Here is a 19137-nt window from a genome sequence, read left to right as displayed (position 1 = left end):
ATTATATAAAAATGAATTTACGAGCAACGGATGAAGAGAGGTGAACGGTGGCTTTGGATTACGTTTATGAAAGCATTCAAATGAACAATGATTTGCCAATTAATATATTTCTTCATAATGCGCAATTTGTGGAGGACCACTGGCATGACAGCATTGAGTTACTGTTCGTTCTGAAAGGGAAAGTCGATGTCTATATTGAAAAGAAAAGATTTACCCTACAAGAAGAAGATGTCTTGATCATCAACAGCAATGAAGTTCATTCCATCCAATCCCATGAGAATAATTTGGTACTTGCCTTGCAAATTCCCATTTCATTCATTAAAACTGAATTTGCAGAAATCGATCAAGTTAGGTTCCTATGCAAATCCTTTCTATATGGAGAGGAAGAACAAGAGAAATTTAATGAAATTCGCACTTTATTAGCCGAAATGATGTGGGTATATAACAAAGAAAATTATAGCTATGAGATCAAAATTAAGTCGTTATTATTGCAGCTAATATACGTACTGCTTTGGAAATTCAGAGAGAGTCGCGAAGATAGTAGTAGTCGAATTGGTTCCAAGTATACAGAGCGTATGTTAAGTATTGTGAACTATATCCAAGGCAACTATATGAAATCACTTAGCTTGTTCGATATTGCGGAGCAGGAACACTTATCGGTTCCGTATTTATCTAGTTTTTTTCAAAAAAGTATGGGGAAGTCCTTTAGTCAGTATGTCAATCAGCTTCGATTGAGGCATGCTGTCAGAGATATTACTTACACGGATCATTCCATTACTCAAATTGCTATGGACCATGGATTTCCGAGTTTGAAGTCATTTCACAAGGTGTTTAAGGAAGTTTATAAAATAACACCGATCCAATACCGTAAGGATTTGCAAAGGCATGAAGCGCATGAGAGTCTGACTTCAAATGATTATGCAACTTACTTGGATTTTGATCGTGAGAATGCGTATGAGGCGTTGTTCAAGTATTTACCTTCATCTGGTCAGCAAATCGCCGATAAGACGCTTGAAAAAGGTGTAGTCACAAAAGAAATTAGGGTGCAGCTCTCCGGTAAGAGTAAGGTGTTTAAACCTTATTGGCGAAAAATATGTACGATAAGCAAGGCGAAGGAAATTTTAATGAGTGAAGTGCAATCCCATTTAAAGTTGATTCAGGGAAAGGTCCAGTTTAGTCATATTAGGTTTCATGGGATATTTGATGATGAGATGATGGTCTATCGTGAGGATACACAAGGCAATCCGATATTTAATTTCTTCTATGTCGGACATTTAATAGATTTCATACGAAGCATTGGACTACGCCCTTATATTGAATTTGGCTTCATGCCTAAAGATTTAGCGAGTAGTGAGTCTTCTTTCTTCTATAAGAAGAGTAATCTAAGTAAACCCAAGGATATAGGAAAGTGGAGAAAGCTCGTGGAGCAATTACTCTTGTTCTGCAAAAACCGGTATGGCGAAGAAGAGATGAAGCATTGGTATTTTGCATGCTGGAATGAACCTGATCTGCAAATTTTTTGGCCGGATACATTTGAGGATTATGGAGAAATGTATATTCAGACTTATCAAGCTGTTAAAGTGAGCTGCCCTAAATTCCAAATGGGGGGTCCAGATCTTTTTTCAGAAACGGTATATCAAGAGTCTTGGTTAGATCATTATTTAGATTTCTGTATCACAAATCATTGTATTCCCGACGTTATTTCGTTTCACAGTTATCCAGTACGGGAGCAGCGATTAATAGATAAACCAATATCTTGGATACACTTAAGTAATGATAATTATTTGAATGAAACGATTCATTTGTTAAAAAATAAACTGAAAGCAAAGCTCTCGCACCTGCCTGATATTCATGTAACGGAATGGAATTCAACACCATTTCATCGTGATTTGACGAACGATACCTGTTATAAGGCAGCTTATATTGTGAAGAATGTACTTGAGAATTTAGATGAACTGCAGAGCTTAGCTTACTGGTCCTTGACGGACTTACTGGAGGAACTGCCACCAGCAGAGGAAACGTTTCATGGTGGATTAGGCTTAATAACGAGCAATGGAATCCAAAAGCCAGGTTATTATGCTTATGAGTTGTTAGGTAAGCTTGGTGATCGCCTAATGGAGCTTGGCGCTGGATATTGTCTCACTAAATCGTCGCAAGGCTATCAATTAATGGTCTACCATTATTGTCATTTTGATCGATTGTATGGTACGTCTGATTCACTAGGAATTGACGCCTTGAATCGATATCACGTCTTCAGAGACACGAATAATTTAGAGATGAGTTTTGCAATCCAAGGAATACCAAGTGGTGTATACAAGCTTCGTCAAACTACTATAAATCGGGATCACGGCAGCGCCTATGATACATGGCTTGAGATGGGTGCTCCAAGTTCACTAGATGCAGATGAAGTGGCCTATTTGAATCGTAAGGCTGTACCCAATCAAGTGAGGAAGACGATTGATATCCAAGGCTCGCTTGATATTAAATGTGAATTGAACCCTCATGAAGTTCGATTATATGAACTATGGCCTGTGTATGATGCATAGTGCTTCAAAATGAAATCTTATAGGTTAAAAAATAACTATATAAATCATTACACTCAGAAAGGGCTGACCCAAGCAATCCATTTCATGGATTTGGGTCAGCCCTTTTTTATGATTTTATTGAAAGCGTTTAATTTACTGATAAAAAAATCATGAAATTTGGTCTATTTTTGATTAAGAAACGGAAAGTTGAATGGATAAAAATTGTCTATAATCACAAATGTAAGGGATTACATTTACGGTTCTCGAAGCTTCCTTACTATGATATTTACAGGGGGTATGTGTATGAATAAACAAGTTTCATGGAAAGAAAGAATTAGCTATGGTCTAGGAGATACGGCTTCTAATCTTATTTTCCAAACGGTTACCTTATATTTAATGTTTTACTACACAGATGTATATGGGTTGAATGTCGCAGCTGTAGGAACCTTATTCCTTTTAGCGAGAATTATTGATGCGTTCGACGGACCGATATTTGGAGTGTTGATTGACCGTACGACTTCAAAATATGGGAAATCCAGACCCTGGTTCCTTTGGTTATCGTTTCCGTTCGCGGCAATTGCAATTCTTGCATTTCTGTCGCCGGATTTCGGGGATACAGGAAAATTGGCTTATGCGTATGTTACCTATATTCTACTGAATGTTTTATACGCAGGTATTAACTTGCCACTCACTTCGATTTTGCCAAGCATGTCAAGTGATTCACAGGAAAGAACGGTAGTGTCATCGGTTCGTATGATTCTGGCGCAAGTAGGCGCTATATTTGTCAGTATTGCGACTCTGCCTCTTGTTGATGCGTTAGGAAAAGGCAATCAAAAACAGGGTTTTATGTTAACGATGATGATCTATGCTGGTGTAGCGGTCGTATTTTTTCTGATTACATTTAAAAATGTAAAGGAACGTGTTCAAATTGACGGCAATCGTCCAGTCCCTTTTAAAGAAGGAATAAAAGCAATTAAAGGGAACACACCTTGGTGGATCCTTTTGGCTACTGGGCTGTTCGTATTTATCGGAGTTACAGCAAAGGGTCCTGCTACGATTTATTACTTTAAATATAACCTAGGTAGAGAAGACTTAATTCCGCTTGTTAATGGCCTTAATGTTCTAATGTTGCTTGCGATTGTACTAGTTCCTTTCTTAAGTAAGAAATTAGGTAAACGTAATGCGGTCTTTATAGGTATGAGCATTGGTATCGTGGGGCAAGTCATTATCTATCTAGGTGCACAGATGATGTCTGTTCCTGTTGCATTAACGGGTGTCATAATCAGTAATTTTGGTGGGGGCTTTGCATTTGGTCTACTGTTCGCGATGATTGCTGACACGATTGATTATGGAGAATGGAAATCAGGAGTAAGGGCACCAGGCTTACTATCTGCCGCAAGCAGTTTTGGTGCTAAGTTCGGAATGGGGCTCGGGGGTGCGATTGCAGCTTGGGTTCTAGCCTTAGGGAAATATGCACCGAATCAAGTGCAAGCGCCATCGGCTTTGCTAGCAATTGAATTCAATTTTGTATGGTTACCCTTAATTGCGAATATCGTTGTTATTCTATTATTCCTGTTCTATAAGCTAGATAAAGATGAGCCCCAAATGATTAGTGACTTGACAGCTCGTAGAGGCAACACGGGAATTGAAGCCTAAATAAGAATTATAATTAATTAAAGTGGAGGGTATATCATAATGGACTTGAAGGGAAAGCCATTTTATTTACAAAATGAGGATATTCAGTGGGTTAAGAACACGCTGGAGTCAATGGATTTGGATGCTAAGGTTGGGCAGCTATTCTGCCCCCTAGGGATGAATGATGATCAAACTGAATTACAAGATATGCTTGAGAACTATCAGCCAGGTGGTATTATGTATCGGCCTGGGGAGGGTGTAGGCGTTCAATCCACTCATCGTTATCTGCAAGAAAATTCTCGAATACCTTTGCTTGTATCGGCGAATTTGGAAGCTGGAGGTAATGGGATCGCTTCTGAAGGTACCTACTTTGGTAAGCAAATGCAGGTTGCAGCAACTGACAACGAAGAGATGGGGTACCGCCTTGGGCAGATTGCAGGGCGGGAAGGGAAAGCAGTAGGTTGCAACTGGGCATTCGCGCCCGTTGTAGACATCGATATGAATTTTAGAAATCCGATTACAAATATACGTACCTACGGCTCTGATCCTGAGAGGGTCTTACGTATGGGTAAGGCTTATGTTAAAGGGGTACAAGAGAACGGCGTTGCTGCATCCATTAAGCATTTCCCTGGGGATGGTGTGGATGATAGGGATCAACATTTACACATTTCAATCAATTCGCTTTCAGTAGAGGATTGGGATCAAACATACGGCATGGTATATAAGGGATTGATTGATGAAGGCGCAATGACGGTGATGATTGGTCACATTATGTTGCCAGCTTATTCACGAGCACTCTCGCCTGACATTCGTGATGAAGAGTTAATGCCTGCGACATTGTCACCTGAATTGTTAAACGGATTACTGCGTGACAAGCTTGGCTTTAATGGGATGATCGTGACGGATGCTGCTACAATGGCAGGGTTCACGATGGCGATGAAACGTGAAATCGCAGTTCCTAAATCGATTGCTGCAGGTTGTGATATGTTTCTTTTTAACCGCAACATGCCTGAAGATTATAAGTATATGAAGGAAGGAATCGAGAATGGAATTTTGACGATGAAGCGAGTCGATGAAGCAGTTACACGTATTCTAGCACTTAAAGCTTCTCTTGGTTTACATCGTAAGCAACAAGAAGATAAGCTTGTTCCAGGTCTGGACGCACTTTCAGTGATGAAATGTGAAGAGCATGAGAAGTGGGCACAAGAGTGTGCAGACCAAGCTATTACACTAGTGAAAGATACACAGTCTCTACTACCCATTAGTCCAGAACGTCATAAGCGCATATTATTCTTCTCACTTGGCGATGAGGTAGGGCATTATAGCAGTGAAGTTTCCTATCGTACTTTGGTGGAGCAGCTAGAGCGTGAGGGATTTATAGTTGATATCTTTAATAGAGAAAATTTGGACTTTAGTTGGATGATGACTTCCATTGAAAGTTTAACAGATAAATATGATCTAGCTATTTATTGTGCCAATATCGTAACGATGAGTAATCAAACGGTCGTGCGAATTAACTGGGCACCGCCTATGGGTGCTGATATGCCGTGGTTCTTACAAGAGTTACCTACCTTGTTCATTTCCACAGCAAGTCCTTACCATTTACAAGATGTACCACAGGTGAAAACATTTATTAATACGTACTCTTCAAGTGAGTATGTATATGAAGCATTGGTGGAGAAGTTGTTAGGACGCTCGCCGTTCAAAGGGGTAAATCCTGTGGATCCATTCTGTACCTATTGGGAGAGTAAATTGTAATGGCTTTAGATGCAAATTAATGTGGGAGATCACATTTTACATTGCAAACACATGATAATCTATTACAAATAATTGATAAAACCAAAGATTTTAACTAGGGAGATGAAGCATACCATGGAAAAAAATATATATGAAAATCTATTGGCGGAACTAGAAAGACGGACAGAGGTTAAGAACGTGAAAGGTCTAGATATGATGATTAAAAAGCTTCCAGATTCAGATGCTGAGGGAGAAATGGACGCCCGCGTGTTGCAGACAACAATCGAAAGTGCTGAAAAGATGGCTGCGATGGGCAATCCACCTGAGGGAGAGTTCGATTTAATGGCAATGGTTCAGGGGATGCGTGCAATGATGGGCTGGCCGAATACAGATGTAACAACAACGGATATTCGTACAGAATCGAGAGATATAGAAGGTTCAGAGGGCTCTATCCCAGTTCGGATCTATTCTCCAGCTGGAGGCTCGAATGTCCCAGCGGTAGTCTTCTTCCATGGTGGCGGTTTCCTAGGAGGTACTTTGGATGTAGTGGAGAATCCTTGTAAAGCAATTGCTGAGAAAGCAAATGCAGTTGTTGTTTCGGTGGATTACCGCCTTGCACCTGAGCATCCGTTCCCTGCAGGATTTAACGATTGCTTCGATGCTGTTCGCTGGGTATATGAGCATGCAGCAGAACTAAATGTAAATCCGAATCAAATCGCAGTATGTGGCGATAGTGCAGGCGGGAACTTATCAACGGTATGCGCGATGAAGGATAGAGATTTAGGAACAGGTATGATTAAATTCCAAGCATTGCTTTATCCGACGGTGAACATGGCTGGGGCAGCGACAGATGATTTCGAATGGAATATCGAAGAGTACATGATTAACAATCACCATGAGCTGATCAAGGGGCTATTGATGGGTATGGGTGATATGACATCTATGCTGGACAATATTTATTTACAAGGTAAGGTTCCTGCAACAAGCGCTTATACTTCTCCCTTATTAGTAGAAGATTTAAGCGGTATGCCTGACACGTTAATTATTACTGCACAGTATGATTATTTGACACTTGAGTGCGAAGCCTACGCTAGAAAGCTACAACGTGCAGGCGTTAATACACAGTATATCCGCTATAATGGAGTGGACCACGCGTTCATGGATAAAATCGGTATTTATCCACAAGCGGAGGATTGTATGAATGAAATCGCTAAAGGAATTAAGCGCATTTTTGGATAATAACTGCATGACAGTAGAAGTTCTTTTTCGTGAAGAAAATAAAATTCCAGACACATCTCAAGAGATGTGTCTTTTCGTCGTATTTGTAAAAAACATACCCCATACCCAAATCTCATTCCTCAGACGGAGGAAGTTTCCATCTGAAGCCAGTTATTTAAATCTAGATACTAAAATAAAATTAAATTTATCAATGGAATTACTTATATAAATCGTACGGGAGAGGATGGTTATTAGGTGGAGAAAATTATAGAGGTACGCGGGATTAGCAAGGTGTACGAGAAAAGAAAGACGAAAGAGAAGATCCATGCCGTTCGTGATGTTTCTTTTCATGTGAATCGTGGAGAGGTTCTAGGTTTACTAGGGCCAAATGGTGCTGGGAAAACATCAACGATAAAGATGCTCTGTGGTTTGTTGGAATCGGATGGGGGTTCTATATCCATTAATGGCCTAGATATTTGTAAGAAGAGACTTAAAGCGCTTGAGCATATTAGTGCTGTATTAGAGGGAAACCGAAATATATATTGGCGTCTTACCGTTCGTGAAAACCTAGAATATTTTGCAGGTAATCGAGGGTACTCACGAAAGCAAGTTGCCGATCGAGCGGATAAATTATTAGAGCAATTCAACCTTAAAGAAAAGGAGAATGAGCTAGTCAATGGATTATCTCGGGGGATGCAACAAAAGCTAGCTATCGCTGTGGCGTTATTAGCTAACACGGATGTCATCTTACTGGATGAGCCAACGCTCGGTTTGGATGTTGAGGTTAGTTATGAATTACGAAATATTCTAAAAACAATAGTAAGGGAAGAAAAACGTACGATCATTATCAGCTCACATGATATGCCTGTCGTTCAGGAGCTGTGTGACCGTGCCATTATCATTAACAAGGGTGAAGTCGTGATTGACGACAGGGTAGAGAACTTACTTAAGTTATTTGAAACAAGGGCATATTCCATTAAATTAGGTGAGCAATTAAGCCTAAAACAGGAGCAAAAACTGTTGAGTATATTCCCTTTAAGTACTTATAAAGCAAGCTCTCATGAAACGATCGTGGAAGTGAATTTAGAGCACGGTCAGGATATCTACGAGTTGTTCGATCTTCTGAAAGAGGAAGGAACGATGGTGGAAAGCATTGATCGTATAACCATTGATTTTGAACAAGTATTTATTCAGATTGTGAAGGGAGGTAAAACGCATGAAATGGCTCCATTTATTTAATGCGAATTTTCGTAAGGAATATATTGAGATGAAACGTTATCTGCCGAACACGATTGCTTTAGTAGCCACGTTTTATATTATATTTCTAGGTGCATTTTTTGGCATTATGTTCATTGGGGATCCAGCCAGCTTTGATATGAATGTTCAATACTCCATTGTAAGTGTAGTCTTTTGGAGCTTAACGATGATGACGATGAACTTTATTGGTTATTCGGTAATCACGGAAGCGACGCGTGGAACGTTAGAGCAGTTATATATGTCCCCCATGGGGGTATGGAAAATCATGCTCACGCGGATCGTCAGTCAATTAGGCTTACAGTCCGTTATTATGATCCTGTTGCTGTTTGGTGCGATGCTAACCTCCGGACAGTGGTTGAGTCTTAACCCCATGACAACGATCCCAATCATTATTGTTACTATGATAAGTATGGTAGGCGTTAGCTTTATGATTGCTGGATTAGCTATTATTGTGAAACAAATTCAAGCATTTCTGCAGATTTTTCAATTCGTTTTGATGGGACTTGTATTTGTTCCGATAACTGTTGCTCCGTTTTTAGCCTTTGCCCCGTTCGTTAAAGGAGTGAATATGGTCAGAACGGTGATGCTGGAGAATCTAACATTAACGGATATACCTTTATCAGATTATGGCGTATTAATATTAAATTCGCTGGTTTATTTGATTCTAGGACTCGTTGTGTTTGATCGCTGTGAGAAAATAGCCATGAAGAAAGGTCTTCTGGGACAATATTAGCACACGCAATCGTTTATTCTTTAGGTATAGCTAATACTTATAGCCTGCCATAGCTCATTGGTGTAACGGTATAAGCCATCGGATATGCTATATTAATTCTAATAATTTTTTACGAGGAGATTAATATATGAGCATTCAAACCGAACCTAAAAAGCGAACCGTTACCCCATTTCGATATGATATTGTAGGAAGCTTCCTGCGCCCTCAGGCATTGAAAGAAGCTAGATTAAAATACAAGAACGGCGAAATTACCGCTGAGCAGCTTAAGGAAGTGGAAAACAACGAAATTGTTAAGCTGGTTCAGAAACAAAAAGAAGTAGGTCTTCAAGCTGTAACCGACGGCGAATTCCGCCGCTCTTGGTGGCATCTTGACTTCTTCTGGGGCTTTGACGGTGTAGAGCGGACGATTATTGATCAAGGCTACCAATTTAACGGTGCGAAGTCGAGACCAGAAACAGCCCGATTGACCGGTAAAATAAGCTATAGCAGCCATCCTTTTGTATCGCATTATGAATTTTTAAAAGGCGCTGCTGGTGAGGATGTTGTAGCTCGTCAATCGATTCCTGCAGCTGCGCAATTCCTGTTCGAGCTAGACCGGGCAGAAAATAAGGAAAGCACAAATGAAATATACCCAAATCGTGAAGAGTTAATTTCAGATATTGCTAAAGCATATAAAGCGTCGATTCTTGCCTTTTATGCAGCGGGCTGCCGCAGCATTCAAATCGACGATTGCACGTGGGGAGCGCTATGCGACGAGCAGTTTATAGCTTTTATGAATCAGATTGGTGTGAATGTAGCTGAATATGCGAGCGAGCTTGCGCAATTGAACGAGGAAGTTGTATCTGGTCTGCCGGAAGATCTTGTTGTAACAACACATGTATGCCGAGGAAATTATGTTTCAACTTATGCTGGAGTTGGTGGAGGTTATGAACCTATCGCACAAACGCTTCTGAACATCAATAACTATTCAGGTTACTATCTGGAGTTTGATACAGAACGGGCAGGCGATTTCAAACCATTACGCTTCCTAAAAGAGAATCAGCAAGTCGTGCTTGGTTTGTTCTCTTCCAAATTTGGTGAGCTGGAGAGCAAAGAAGATATTTTGAAGCGTATTGAGGAAGCGAAGCAATATGTCGATCTAAACCGGATTTGCCTGAGCCCACAATGCGGCTTCGCATCCACGGAAGAAGGCAACCACCTGACAGAAGAGCAGCAATGGCGCAAGCTTGCTTATATCAAAGAGATTGCTGAAGAGATCTGGAATTAATATAAGTTAACAGTTGAAAAAACACCTTAAGCCGTACGGAGGGACTGACCCCATAACGTGAGACAAATCAAAACACCTTCAAGAGAATGGAACCTTGTCGTAAGATAAGGAGATCATCTTGGAGGTGTTTTTGCATTGGCAACCAGAGTAAGTTATCCCGTGGAAATAAAGATGAAAGCTATAGAAATGAGATTAGCAGGAGTACCTGTGAAAGAGGTTATGGAGCAGCTCGGAATACGGAATAAGACACAGCTAAAGACATGGATGAGATGGAATCGAAATGGTGAACGACATCGTTTGGAGCAGCCGGTGGGTAAACAGTACAGCTATGGCAAAGGTCCGGAGGACTCTTCGGAACTCGAAAAAGTAAAGGCAGAGAACCGATTCTTAAAACAACAATTAGATCTGCTAAAAAAGTACGAGGAGTTGGAGAGGAGGTGGAACCAGAGGCCGTTATTGCCTGGATTGAATCCATTCGAAACGAAGTGACGGTGTCTGAGGCTTGTAGATGGCTCGGAATCGCAAGAACGACTTACTACCGCTGGAAAGCAGGTGTGGGGACAAAGCATACAGACAAACTGGTGGAGAAAATCCGGGAGCTTTGCATCCGTCATAAATTCCGCTATGGGTACCGGAAAATCACGGCGCTCCTTCGGATAGAGCAGAGTATAAATCATAAGCGAGTCCAGCGGATCATGCAGTGTGAGGGGCTTCAGTGCCGCGTGAGGATGAAAAAACGAAAGGTGACTGGGCAATCTGTACACTCCTTTGAAAATCTGCTCAAGCGACAGTTTCATGCAGAAGCACCTCTGCAAAAACTCGTCACGGACATTACCTATTTGCCATTTGGCGGGAAGATGTTGTACTTCTCCAGCATTCTAGACTTGTACAATGGTGAGATTGTGGCTTACAGTATAGCAGATAAACAAGATACCTCTTTGGTGTTGGATACATTAAATCAACTTCCAAAGCAGAAAAAGATGTTGTTGCATAGCGACCAGGGCAGCGTGTATACGTCCTTTGCGTACCAGGAAGCTGTAAAAGGAAAAGGCATTACCATGAGCATGTCCCGTAAAGGAACGCCCGCTGATAATGCCCCCATTGAATCGTTTCATTCCACTCTAAAGTCTGAAACGTTCTACCTCGAAGATCTCACATCTACAACGACTGCAATCGTTGTAAAGACCATTCGAGACTACATCATTTACTATAACTCAATTCGAATTCAAGCGAAACTAAATAACCAGTCACCGATGGATTTCCGGCGACTGGCTACTTAAACTTGTAAGGTGTTTTGATCCCTGTCTCACAAACGGGGGTCAGTCCCGGATGTTCATCCGCTCGGTTTAAGGTGTTTTTTTGATATAGAGTGAGTACGTGAATTTTCTTGGCTAGTTTACACTATACCAGTGAATTGAGAGTAATTAGGGAAAACCTCCCTAATAAAAGCCGATAATTACTCTAAATGAATGAAATTAGGGAATTTCTCCCTAAAAAACAGAGCGGAATCAAGATTTACCGTCAAATCAGTCGAATTTCAGGGAGGAATTCCCTAATTATTAGTCTGATGACCAGAATCCTCTGATAATAAGGGAGGAATTCCCTAATTATCTCCAGGACGAGCATATGATTGAACTTTACGGAGCAGAGAGACAGAGAATTAATTTGGAAATATTAACTCGCGGCACTTGCTGAGTTGCCCACGATTGTGGTTGCAATGGCAGAAAATTGTGAGTGTTCAGTAAGTAGAGAAAGCTTGGAATGCTCCTTCTGACCTTGTAAAACGGGTTGTTTTTGTGCCATCCTCAGCATAAAAGGAATCACCCCCGTGTATTAAACGGGGGTGATTTAGTCTAAGAGGTACGAGGTGCCACTTATTAATTGTCTTTAGCATGTCTTTCGCCAACCTGAAATTCATCGGCATGTTCAAACATGTATTTCACGGTCAGTGGCTCTTGCCCCGTCAAATTTTTAAAGTCGTCTGTAAAAATATCCATTTTTCCTTCACGGATTGCCTGTCCAAAAGTAACCATACCTTCAGAAGAATACGGTGCTTCCGATCCATCTTTAAATGCCCCATCGGTGGTTCTAGGCACGCCCATTGCTTCGAATACGGCATAATTCTCTTCATCCGTGTTTTCTTTGTAGGTGATATGATTACCCGTTACTTCATTACCAATCTTAATGAAGTCGGTAATTGTCATCAATTCAAGCCCGTTGATATTTAGAATCGCTTCCTGATAATTATTGGAGGCTAGGGCATACGCAACGGCTTTTGCGCAATCCTTCCGCGAGATATAAGCCATTTTACCGTCACCTTGATTGTTCGTTAATACCCCGTCACCCTTCACATACGTGAAGTAATTGGTAATCATCGCTTCCGCGTATTGGGAATTCCGAAGGAAGATATAATCGAGCCCTACGCTTCGAACATAACGTTCGGTATAAATATGATCAATTTTCTCAACGCTTGGATTGTTTTCATCAGCCGCGTTTACTAGAGAAGTATAAATGATCTGTTTGACACCGGCTTCTTTGGCTGCATCAACCACATTTCTGTGTGCATTTTGGCGTTTCTCCCCAACAAAAGGCATGGAGATCAGAGCAAGTTTATCAGCATGAGCAAAAGCTTCGGCAAGGCCTTCCTTGTTATTAAAGTTGGTCACATGTGTTTCAATCCCTTGTTCCGTATATTCTTTCAAGCAGGCTGGATCGTAGGCGCAAAAAATGATTTGGTCTTTATCTACCAGTTTCAACAAATATTCTGCAGCTTGTTTCCCTAGATTTCCATCGACACCCGTCAACAATAATTTACCCATGATCATCGTCACTCCTTGTCGATATGAATTATGTCCTTATAGTATGTGAAAAAATGAACATAGTCTAACACATAAAACTTATGGTCGATTGCTAAAACCAATTTGGATCTGCTGAAGGAAGGAGGGCAGGGCAGGGTTTGTATTGTTTTTAAGATATCCTGCTTCGATTGCAAAGGTATGGTGTGAATCAACTAATGGGATTAACCGGACTTTATCCTGAAGATAGGCGAGCTGATAGTTATCCGGAAAAAAGCCAATCAAATTCTCCGTGATGATATAAAATAATTCTGACTCCACATCGTCTGCGGTTCGAAGGATGTTCGGCTGATAGCCGTCTTCAATGGCATGCTGGATCATTAGATGATAAGAGTTTCCAATAGCTGTTGGATTCAGCATGACTAGTGGATGTTCATATAACTCATCTTTGGCGATCGATTCATGATGAAAAAGAGGATGGGGATGACTCACAGCCGCACAATAACGTCCCTTATATAAGGGATAGGTTACAATATCCTCTTTTCCCTGAAACTCGGAGTCAAAGGCAATAGCTACGTCGTAAATCCCTTTTAGCAAGTATTCTGCAATATCTTTTAGCAATACTTTATTCAGTTCCAGCTTAATATTCGGATGATGATCCTGAAACGAGGGAATCAATTTCAACAAGCTTTGGATATCCGTCATCGCAGCATATTCGATACTCAGGGATTGCGTATTATACTTTTGAAAGTTTTCCATGCTCATCTTCATATGGTTATATTGCTTCCAGAGGATGAGAGCTTCGCCATAGAAAAGCCATCCGGCTTTGGTTGGCTCGATAGGGATCTGCTTTCTGTCAATCAATTGAATGTTGAATTCCTCTTCAAGCGCGGCGATTTGTTGACTAATGGTAGTCTGCGATACATAGTTCTTTTTAGCTGTTTCGGTAAAATTTCTGCATTCAACGAGATCAATAAAATATTTAACCCTTCTTATGTTCATAGGATCCTCCGCTTACCGCTGTTTGCTTTATTATAACCGAGAAAGTAAAAAAGAGAGCCTCGTTTAGAGACCCCCTTGTTGTGCTAGTTTTATTTTGTATAGTTATCGAAATAACCTTGAATATAAATCATTGGTGTTCCTTTATCTCCACTGCCAGAAGTCAAATCAGACAGTGATCCAATAAGGTCTGTTAATCTACGAGGAGTCGTCCCTTGTGCTTCCATTGCACCAACCAGGTCATCATTTTTATTCTGGATGTATTTAGAAATGGCTTGTTTCAGCTCTTCACCACGAAGATGAGAGAAGTTGTTATCGGCCAAATATTTCAATTTCACTTCATTTGGTGTTCCATCAAGCCCTGTAGTGTAAGCAGGGGAAACAACTGGATCTGCCAGTTCCCATATTTTGCCGACTGGATCTTTGAATGCACCATCGCCATAAACCATAACTTCTACAGTTTTACCTGTCATTTCTTTGATTTTTGCTTGGATACCATCCACGATAGGTTGGCAGTTATTTGGAAATAGCTTCACGCTTTCTTCTGTTGCTTTATTGGATCCCAGCAGACCATAAGCTTCGTTAAAGCCGCTGCCATCAATGGATTGTGTAAGAATATCATCCAGACCAAACACTTTTTCAGCACCATTGCTCATGAGAATACGATTTGTTCTGAACCGTGTGTGAATATCACAAGTTAATACATGTTTTGTGTAGTTTAGAATGGTTTTTGGATTATTAGAGAAGATGACTTCGCAAGCCACACCTTCAGCTTCAATCAAACCTTTATAATATTCGATATAGTCAACACCTGTGAATGGGTGCTTAATATAGCCGAAAAACTCACGGAATTGAGCCTCTGTTAACACATCCGTCCATGGATTAACACCCTTAGCATCTAATTCGTCGATGTCTACAAGATGGTTGCCCACTTCATCAGCTGGATAGCTTAGCATTAAGACTACTTTTTTTGCCCCTTTGGCAATACCGCGTAAGCAGTTAGAGAATCGGTTACGGCTAAGGATTGGGAAAATAACACCCACGGTTTCCTCGCCGAATTTCCCTTTAATATCAGCAGCAATATGGTCAATCGTCGCATAGTTACCTTGTGCCCGAGCCACAATGGATTCGGTTACGGTTACAATGTCACGATCCTCGATCGAGAAACCTTCGACTTTTGCAGCATTCAATACGGTTTGAACTACGATTTCTTCAATGTTATCCCCATTGTTAATGATGGGCCCGCGGAGTCCACGTACCACTGTTCCAACTACTCTTTCCAATATGATCTCTCCTCTTGTAAGGGTATACTCTATATAATTAAAATGGTTGTAAAGCCTATATTACTATACCCTTTTAGAGCGATATAAGTAAAATTAATGTTTATAATATCTAATATAAAAACAGTTTATAGATAAAAAAGACTAAACAAAAATTTGTACAAGCTTTTATCTCAGGTGGTAGAAAATGCGATGTGGAGCTCTAATCTACTTACGAAGTGTTTTGTGATCCTGCTTACAATCTAACGGCAAATCGGGAATCGGGTGGGTATCGACGAGCTGTGGATGAGATTTTGGATGATATTAAACATTGCCGTTTGAGATAGAAAAACAATTTTTGGGAAGGGAGAGTCGTATGAACAAAATGGACCGTTTGTTAGCTATAGTGCTTGAACTGCAGCGTAATAAAGTGTTGCGAGCGGAGGATTTGGCTGCTACGTTTGAAACGAGTGTGAGAACTATTTATCGGGATATTCAGGCACTGAGTGAAGCGGGCGTATCCATAATAGGAGCGCCAGGGCAGGGTTACTCCTTAATCGAGGGGTATTTCCTGCCACCCGTTAGTTTCACGCTGGACGAAGCAGTGACATTACTTATCGGGACTGACTTTATCGAGCAGTGGTTTGATGCCCACTATGGCAATAAGGCTAGAAGCTCTAAAGCAAAGATAGAAGCTATCCTGCCAGAAGCCATCCGCAGTGAAGCATCACAGATCCGCAAAAGTTTTCGTTTATTTGCATCCGCAGCAGAAATAGCACCAATACAAGAAAAGGCATGTTTGGAAGCCATTCGTCGAGCGATATTGGAGGAAAGGAAAATAAGATTTCGTTATTCTAAAAGAATCGCCGAAGCTGATGGGAACCGTCAAAGTATTCGTACGGTTGCTCCTTACGGACTTGTGCTTCATCAAGGATCATGGGTACTCGTCGCTTGGTGTGAATTGCGTCAAGACATCCGTCATTTCCGGTTATCCCGAATGAGGGAGCTTATTGATCTGGAAGATAAATTTATACTGCCAGCGGATTTTCAATTGGAGGTATACCAACCTCCTGATGATCGCAACGTTCATGTGCGTATCTTAGTCCATTCTGATATAGCTGATAAGGTAAGGGAATCGAACAATTTCTATATGGAAACTATAGAGGAGCATGCGGAAGGCTTACTGGTTACTTTTCGAGTTCGAGAGCCGGCGGAATTGCTGCAATGGGTGCTGGGCTGGGGAGGAGGCGTGGTTGTGCTAGAGCCGGAATCTTTTCGCCATCAAGTTAGAAACGAAATAGAAATAATGTTAAAACGCTACTGACATAACGCTGTCAGTAGCGTTTTTATATACTTGGATAATCAATGACACAGGAGCTGATATATAATGACTACAACAAAAGAAGCCTTACAACGTTTTGAAGAAACTGCGACATACTATATTCAGGAATTAGAGCGATTCAATCTGGAGCAGCTGAAGCAAAAGCCAAGTGAAAACGAGTGGTCCATCGGACAGATGGTTCAACATCTCATAAACTCGGCACTGTATATGCAGCTTCGCAATATTGATCAATGTCTGGTGCTAAGCCAAGATCCCTTAGTATCTCATGTAGGGAAAACCGAGGATGGTGCGGCTATATTTGCACAAGGCAGCTTTCCGCCCATTCGTATTCAGGTCCCGCCTTCTGCCCAATATACGCCGGAGCAGCCGGAGAGCAAAGAACAATTAATTCAAGGGTTGCACTCAGTCATCCAAAGAATGAGAGAGATCGAGCCGTCTCTTGAAAAATCGTTCAAGCTTAATACCGTATCTCACCCGCGATTCGGTGGACTATGCGCGGAGGAATGGTTCCTACTTATAGAGATGCACTATCGTCATCATCTTCTGCAGCTGGAACGATTAAACAAAGAATTGTTTGGGAAAGTGATGTAATACCCAAAAAAAGGCCTTTGCTGATCTTTAGCAAAGGTCTTTCTAGTGGTGCTTTCCACTGCGATTCTAGTTATTTTTGTGGTCCCCATAGCTTATGTATTAACGAGATTTAAGTTTTGGCGTTCCAAAATGATTCTTTATATTTATATGGCCTGTATCTTTCTTCAAGCTTCTTATATTATGGTTCCTTTTGCGATAGGATGGGGCGTAGCTGCTGTACGTGACAGTGATGTCATGTCGGTGAATTCCACTAGAGTAGAATCAACAACCTTAGTTCCTAATATTTTATTTTAATTCCTGAACCTTCCATTATCTTAGGTTAATTTATTGCCCCTCTTACTTAATTGTCCGCTTTCATCTCCAATAACAAAGCTACTAATCTATATGTCCTATATTTTGTAGCGGCCCCAATAGCTTAAAGCACTTCTGGATACAATTTATGGTATAATTTAGAAGATTTGTTGAGGAGAAGCAATGAGTAATAAAGGCGCTCAGAAGAGAGTTTTTGGAGGTAACTATATGACCTTATCTAAAGCACTCAAATTTTTGATTCTTAATTGTATTTTAATCGTTATTATTTATTCTCTGCAGTATGTATTTAATTTTCTTACTTATGATATAAACGGGCCAATGACATGGATGATGAGCCATTCAGAGAGATTAGCTAACAATGCAGATTTTATAAGTGCAATTTCTTGGTATCTTGTTCAATTTTTGATTACCTGCTTGCTCATTCATTATTTCTTACGGAAGGGATTAAAGGAAGTCGGTTTTAGTACATTAAATCTGCAGCTTAGCATGAAGTACATCAAGTATTTTATATTGATATTTCCTTTCGTTGTCGTTATATGCTGTGCACTAATTTATTCAACTCTTGGTCTTCAACCTTTAATTGAACAATATGAAGGTAGAAATGTAATATATGCTGTAAAAGATATTATGATATTTGGTACATTACCTGGATTAAGTGAAGAACCATTCTTTCGGATTTTCGTTATTCAATTTTTTCTGTTGTTTTGGTTCAAACGTTTTAACTCTCTGAGTCCAAATGGTATAAACATGATGGTCTTTTTGTCTTCTTTTTATTTTATGCTAGGACACATCTTTATAAATTGGTCCCCCTTTTATTTGAAATACGATGTGATTCAGTTGATAACTGCCTTTATTCTAGGAATTTATTATACGGTCACTTACTTGAAAACAAAAAGTATTCTAGCCTCTATTGTATGCCACAGCTATTCCGATTTTATCATTTACCTTATGGGATATCTTTTATATTTTTATAATCGTTAAATCTTGTTCATTAATAAATAGAATTTCCTCGCTTAAGTAAGTCGTCCGAACATTATTCTTAGGGCTGCTCTATTAAATGAATAATAATTACTCTCAAACAGCACAAACCTCTCGCTAGTGTTTTTTGGCATATCATTGGGTAATACTAACAATGGCACATATCGCATAAGGAGGTTACAGAAATGGAGATTGAAGAAGGCCAACAGCCTAATCGACTAATTTATAAAAAGTCCCCATATCTGCTGCAGCACGCCCACAACCCCGCGGACTGGTATCCATGGGGAGACGAGGCTTTTGCCAAGGCGCAGGCTGAGAACAAGCCGATCTTCTTATCCATTGGCTATTCGACTTGTCAGTGATGGCACGAGTCTATCACAGGACTTTCTTGATATGGGTCTCTACAATCAGTCTGTTCACTCCGCCGGTTAGTAGGAAGTGCGACTAAAAAACTATAGATCCAGGTAAAGAAACTTCTTCGTTTAAATG

14 protein-coding genes and 1 pseudogene are annotated in these 19137 nt (G+C 40.5%); 12 read left to right on the top strand and 3 right to left on the bottom strand.

Annotation, left to right across the window (positions count from 1 at the left end; genetic code table 11):
* The first annotated feature begins 47 nt into the window (after positions 1-47).
* The 8 genes from ACN6MV_RS22875 (at position 48) to ACN6MV_RS22840 (ending at position 11652) form a co-directional block, all read left to right on the top strand.
* Positions 48-2546, top strand: a complete 2499-nt coding sequence (locus ACN6MV_RS22875; protein ID WP_419884932.1) for a GH39 family glycosyl hydrolase — start codon at positions 48-50, stop codon at positions 2544-2546.
* A 282-nt stretch (positions 2547-2828) separates the two neighbouring features.
* Positions 2829-4181, top strand: a complete 1353-nt coding sequence (locus ACN6MV_RS22870) for an MFS transporter (protein ID WP_042129991.1) — start codon at positions 2829-2831, stop codon at positions 4179-4181.
* Between the two features lie 39 nt (positions 4182-4220).
* Entirely contained in the window at positions 4221-5918 is a 1698-nt protein-coding gene (locus ACN6MV_RS22865) for a glycoside hydrolase family 3 protein (protein ID WP_419884931.1), read from the top strand.
* 114 nt (positions 5919-6032) lie between these two features.
* Positions 6033-7136 carry an alpha/beta hydrolase gene (locus ACN6MV_RS22860; protein ID WP_419884930.1) on the top strand — a complete coding sequence of 368 codons (1104 nt, stop codon included), beginning with the start codon at positions 6033-6035 and terminating at the stop codon, positions 7134-7136.
* A 234-nt stretch (positions 7137-7370) separates the two neighbouring features.
* On the top strand, positions 7371-8354 hold the full coding sequence (locus ACN6MV_RS22855; protein ID WP_375103552.1) for an ABC transporter ATP-binding protein: 984 nt from the start codon (positions 7371-7373) through the stop codon (positions 8352-8354).
* Complete coding sequence (locus tag ACN6MV_RS22850; RefSeq protein WP_042129986.1) at positions 8332-9105, top strand: ABC transporter permease; 774 nt, start codon at positions 8332-8334, stop codon at positions 9103-9105. The genes ACN6MV_RS22855 and ACN6MV_RS22850 overlap by 23 nt, the downstream gene beginning before the upstream one ends.
* A 127-nt stretch (positions 9106-9232) precedes the next feature.
* Entirely contained in the window at positions 9233-10372 is a 1140-nt protein-coding gene (locus tag ACN6MV_RS22845; protein ID WP_419884929.1) for a 5-methyltetrahydropteroyltriglutamate--homocysteine S-methyltransferase, read from the top strand.
* A 135-nt stretch (positions 10373-10507) separates the two neighbouring features.
* Positions 10508-11652 (top strand): IS3 family transposase gene (locus tag ACN6MV_RS22840; protein ID WP_419884733.1). Its coding sequence is split into 2 segments (ribosomal slippage): positions 10508-10796 and positions 10796-11652, totalling 1146 coding nucleotides; the frame shifts between segments, so codons are not numbered across the junction.
* Between the two features lie 597 nt (positions 11653-12249).
* Here ACN6MV_RS22840 and ACN6MV_RS22835 read toward each other — a convergent pair.
* From ACN6MV_RS22835 to ACN6MV_RS22825, 3 genes are all read right to left on the bottom strand, one after another.
* The gene (locus ACN6MV_RS22835; protein WP_419884928.1) at positions 12250-13191 is read right to left on the bottom strand and encodes an NAD(P)H-binding protein; all 942 of its coding nucleotides are present in this window, start codon (positions 13189-13191) and stop codon (positions 12250-12252) included.
* Positions 13192-13269: 78 nt separating this feature from the next.
* Positions 13270-14169, bottom strand: a complete 900-nt coding sequence (locus tag ACN6MV_RS22830; RefSeq protein ID WP_419884927.1) for a LysR substrate-binding domain-containing protein — start codon at positions 14167-14169, stop codon at positions 13270-13272.
* Positions 14170-14258: 89 nt separating this feature from the next.
* Positions 14259-15449: a coenzyme F420-0:L-glutamate ligase gene (locus ACN6MV_RS22825; protein WP_419884926.1), complete on the bottom strand. Its 1191-nt coding sequence runs from the start codon at positions 15447-15449 to the stop codon at positions 14259-14261.
* Positions 15450-15801: 352 nt separating this feature from the next.
* Here ACN6MV_RS22825 and ACN6MV_RS22820 point away from each other — a divergent pair, with 352 nt between their 5' ends.
* The 4 genes and pseudogenes from ACN6MV_RS22820 to ACN6MV_RS22805 all read left to right on the top strand — a co-directional run.
* Entirely contained in the window at positions 15802-16749 is a 948-nt protein-coding gene (locus ACN6MV_RS22820) for a helix-turn-helix transcriptional regulator (RefSeq protein ID WP_419884925.1), read from the top strand.
* 63 nt (positions 16750-16812) lie between these two features.
* On the top strand, positions 16813-17358 hold the full coding sequence (locus ACN6MV_RS22815) for a DinB family protein (protein ID WP_419884924.1): 546 nt from the start codon (positions 16813-16815) through the stop codon (positions 17356-17358).
* A 474-nt stretch (positions 17359-17832) separates the two neighbouring features.
* Positions 17833-18651 (top strand): CPBP family intramembrane glutamic endopeptidase, encoded by an 819-nt coding sequence (locus ACN6MV_RS22810; RefSeq protein WP_419884923.1) that lies wholly within the window; start codon positions 17833-17835, stop codon positions 18649-18651.
* A 182-nt stretch (positions 18652-18833) separates the two neighbouring features.
* Positions 18834-19004, top strand: a pseudogene (locus tag ACN6MV_RS22805) (DUF255 domain-containing protein); the annotation flags it as partial.
* Positions 19005-19137: the final 133 nt, after the last annotated feature.

The organism is Paenibacillus sp. B-A-8 (genome assembly GCF_048572915.1).
Taxonomy (GTDB): Bacteria; Bacillota; Bacilli; order Paenibacillales; family Paenibacillaceae; genus Paenibacillus_AQ.
This window is presented reverse-complemented; position numbering and strand designations above follow the sequence as displayed.